This is a genomic window from Variovorax sp. 01T439_2 (assembly GCF_056398445.1).
The window spans coordinates 1-3,410 of sequence record NZ_JBFTPJ010000659.1 but is presented as its reverse complement, the minus strand read 5'-3'; the positions used below and the strand labels follow the sequence as shown (position 1 = coordinate 3,410).

Genomic DNA, 3,410 nt, shown 5'->3' with positions numbered 1-3,410 from the left:
CGGCTGGGGCAACGGGGCTGGCGGCGACTTTCGTCGGCGGCCGGGCCCGGGTGTTGCTTAGTACAGCTTCTTGGGCAGCTGCATGCTGCGCACGCGCTTGTAGTGGCGCTTGACGGCGGCTGCCTTCTTGCGCTTGCGCTCGGCGGTCGGCTTTTCGTAGAACTCGCGGGCACGCAGGTCGGTCAGCAGGCCGAGCTTTTCGATGGTGCGCTTGAAGCGGCGCAGGGCGACGTCGAAAGGCTCGTTTTCTTTAACGCGGATGGTGGTCATTGATGAATCGTTGAACTGAATTTGGCCTGGGGAGATCGAGGCCCCAAGCCGGGGTTCCTCAACTGAAAATTTTTGCGGCCGTTGAGGGAAGGCCAGAAGTTAGCCCGCGAGTATAGCACTCCGCGAGGCCTCGCGCGCCTCGCGGCCTTTTCAGAAGGAGGTGGCGCAGGCGTGCGCGCTGGCCCAGGCCCACTGGAAGTTGTATCCGCCCAGCCAGCCCGTCACATCGACCACTTCGCCGATGAAATACAGGCCCGGCTGCTTCGATTCCATGGTCTGGGAGGACAGGTCGCGGGTGTCGACGCCGCCGGCCGTGACTTCGGCCTTCTTGTAGCCCTCGGTGCCGCTGGGGATGATCTGCCAGCGGGCAATGCGCTCCGCCAGGGCGGCCAAGGCCTTGTCGGCCGCCTCGTTGACGGGCCGCTGCAGGGCCGGGTCCTGCCCGACCCAGGCATCGGCCAGCCGGGAGGGCACGAGCGCGGCCAGCTCGTTGGCGATGCGTTTCTTCGAGCGCAGCTTGGCTTCGGCCAGGGCCTCGGCCACGTCCACGCCGGGTGCGAAGTCGAGCGTGAGCGGGCTGCCGGGCTTCCAGTAGCTCGAAATCTGCAGCACCGCCGGGCCCGACAGGCCGCGGTGGGTGAACAGCAGATCCTCGAGGAAGGCCATCTTTTCCTTCCTGGCGCCGGTCTCGATACGCACCGGCAGCGCCAGCCCGGCGAGTTCGGCATACGGCGCCCAAGCTTCGCCGCCGAAGGTGAGCGGCACCAGCGCCGGGCGCGGCGTGACGACGCGCAGGCCGAACTGCTCGGCCAGGCGGTAGCCGAAGTCGCTGGCGCCGATCTGCGGAATCGACAGGCCGCCGGTGGCGACCACCAGCCTGGGCGTTTCGATGGGACCCCGGGTGCTATCGATCCGGTAGCCGCCCGCGGCCACCGTGCCGTCGCTGGCGGCCGAGAACACGATCTTTCCGAGCTTGCACGGCTGCCAGCGCGTGACGCTGCCGGCCTCGCACTCCGCCAGCAGCATGTCGATGATCTGCTGCGAGGAGCCGTCGCAGAACAGCTGGCCCTTGTGCTTTTCGTGATACGCAATGCCGTGCTTGTGCACCAGGTCGATGAACTGCTGCGGCGCATAGCGCGACAGCGCCGAGCGGCAGAAATTCGGGTTGTCGCCGATGAAGTGGCGCTGCGGCGCGCGCACGTCGAGGTCGCGGTTGGTGAAGTTGGCGCGGCCGCCGCCCGAGATGCGGATTTTTTCCGCGATCTTTTCGCTGTGGTCGACCAGCAGCACCTTGAGCCCGCGCTGGCCGGCCAGGCCCGCGCAGAACAGCCCGGCCGCGCCCGCGCCGACCACCACCACGTCGAAATGAGAAGGAGCGCTCAAGCCGGTCAGGGTCCATCGGCCGCCAGCAGCGGCGGCGCGTTGTACTTGAGGTGGCCCACGTAGCGCAGCGGCTGCGTGGCGGCAATCGAGGGCACGTCGCCCTCGCGCATGTGCAGCAGGTCGGCCGGGCTGACCCAGCGCGGGTCGGCGTCGGTGATCGGCAGGCCGGCCTGGCGGTAGGCCTCGAGCACGAACTGCGAGCAGAAGAACTGGTCGTCGCGGCTCGCGCCCAGCTGCACCATGGCCATGCCGCTGATGCAGTAGTGGCTCACGGCGGAGGGAATGAGCGGCAGCTCGCACAGGCGCCGGTTCAGCACGAAGGGCGCATTCAGCAGCACGCCGGTGGTGTTGTAGCGGATGCCCACCTGCGAGTTGGCCCAGGCGCGCAGTTTCCGGGCCCCCGAGTCATCGAGCCCGGGCACGCGGAAGGCCACGACCATCTGCTCCTCGTCCACCACGCCGGCCAGCGGCCGCGCGCGCACGCCGCTGCCGACCGCCTCGGCGACCAGGCCGTCGCCCAGGTAGAGCACGGCGTGGCTCACGGGCGAGAAGGTGCCCAGCCGGATGCCGAAGGAATTGACCGTGGCGATGGAGGTCAGCAGGATGTCGCCGGGCTGCAGCGCATCGGCGGCAATGAGCTCGCCGCCGTTGCCGGGCGCGATGACCGAGCTCTGCACGCGCAGGCGCAGCCCCGCATCCTTGGACGGCAGGTCGACGCGGGTGGCGCAGGCCGACAGCAGCAGCAGCGATGCGCAAGCGGCAAGCGCCGCCGCGCGGAGATGGCGCCGCGCCATCATCCCTTCCAGACGAAAGGAAACTTCAGCTGCTTGAAGAAGCCGTTGGGCACGTAGTCGCCGAGCACGCCGTATTTCTCGGGCCAGAGCTTGGTGCTTTTCACGGCGGTGCCGAAGAGATAGTCGAGAAAGGCGTAGTGCGCCGAATAGTTCTTGTCGAGCGCCTCCACGTCCTGGCTGTGGTGCCAGTGGTGGAAGTTGGGCGTGACGATGATGTAGCGCAGCGGCCCGAGCCGCACGCTCACGTTGCAGTGGTTGAACACCGCCTGGAAGCCCACCACCACGATGTACGCGTCGATCACTTCCTTGGAAAAGCCCAGCACGTAGATCGGCGCCAGCACCAGCGTGCGCGTGATCAGCAGCTCGAGGATGTGCTGGCGCGAGCCGGCCATCCAGTCCATGCTCTTCACGCTGTGGTGCACCGCATGCAGGCGCCACAGCACCGGCACCTCGTGGTAGGCGCGGTGGGTCCAGTACTGCACCAGGTCGGCCACCAGGACGATCAGCAGCAGCCCGGCCCAGAACGGCAGGTTGCCCACCCAGCCGCGCACGCCGTCGTTGGCGGCCCAGCCGAAGAACTTGTGCACCATCAGGTTGGTGGCCAGCAGCACGAAGCCCACGATCATGTGGTTGACCACGAAATGGTGGAAGTCGGTCTGCCATTCGGCGCGGAACACCGGCTGGTCCTTGCGCAGCGCAAACAGCTTCTCGATGAAGATGAAGATCAGCGAGGAGCCCAGCAGGTCGAGGATGAACCAGTCCAGGCCGATGTAGGGCGTGTTGTCGGCAAAGTCGTTCACCGGCACCTTGTGCCCGCCCAGCAGCGCGGCCGCGGCCACCAGCAGGAAGGCGGCCGAGGACAGCCAGCGCGAGCGGTTGAAGATGATGTTCACCAGCGCCAGCCCGCCCGAGACCACCATGGCCGCCAGCAGGATGAAGCGCATCACGTCGACGTTGTAGCTC

The 3,410-nt window shown here is 67.4% G+C and carries 4 protein-coding genes; all 4 read right to left on the bottom strand.

The window, feature by feature from the left end; translation table 11 throughout:
- Nucleotides 1-57: 57 nt before the first annotated feature.
- Nucleotides 58-270: a 30S ribosomal protein S21 gene (rpsU, locus tag AC1DOC_RS25320; RefSeq protein WP_007833691.1), complete on the bottom strand. Its 213-nt coding sequence runs from the start codon at nucleotides 268-270 to the stop codon at nucleotides 58-60.
- A gap of 150 nt (nucleotides 271-420) precedes the next feature.
- Nucleotides 421-1,653, bottom strand: a complete 1,233-nt coding sequence (locus AC1DOC_RS25315) for a BaiN/RdsA family NAD(P)/FAD-dependent oxidoreductase (protein WP_478081007.1) — start codon at nucleotides 1,651-1,653, stop codon at nucleotides 421-423.
- Nucleotides 1,654-1,658: 5 nt separating this feature from the next.
- Nucleotides 1,659-2,447, bottom strand: a complete 789-nt coding sequence (locus AC1DOC_RS25310) for a YaeF family permuted papain-like enzyme (protein WP_478084007.1) — start codon at nucleotides 2,445-2,447, stop codon at nucleotides 1,659-1,661.
- Nucleotides 2,447-3,410 (bottom strand): sterol desaturase family protein (locus AC1DOC_RS25305; protein WP_478130735.1); only part of this gene is annotated, 964 nt, incomplete at its 5' end. The genes AC1DOC_RS25310 and AC1DOC_RS25305, both read right to left, overlap by 1 nt.

What these genes read in the sequence shown, in the direction of transcription:
- AC1DOC_RS25310 (WP_478084007.1), bottom strand. Translation starts at nt 2,447, where the DNA reads ATGGCGCGGCGCCATCTCCGCGCGGCGGCGCTTGCCGCTTGCGCATCG.
- rpsU (WP_007833691.1), bottom strand. Translation starts at nt 270, where the DNA reads ATGACCACCATCCGCGTTAAAGAAAACGAGCCTTTCGACGTCGCCCTG.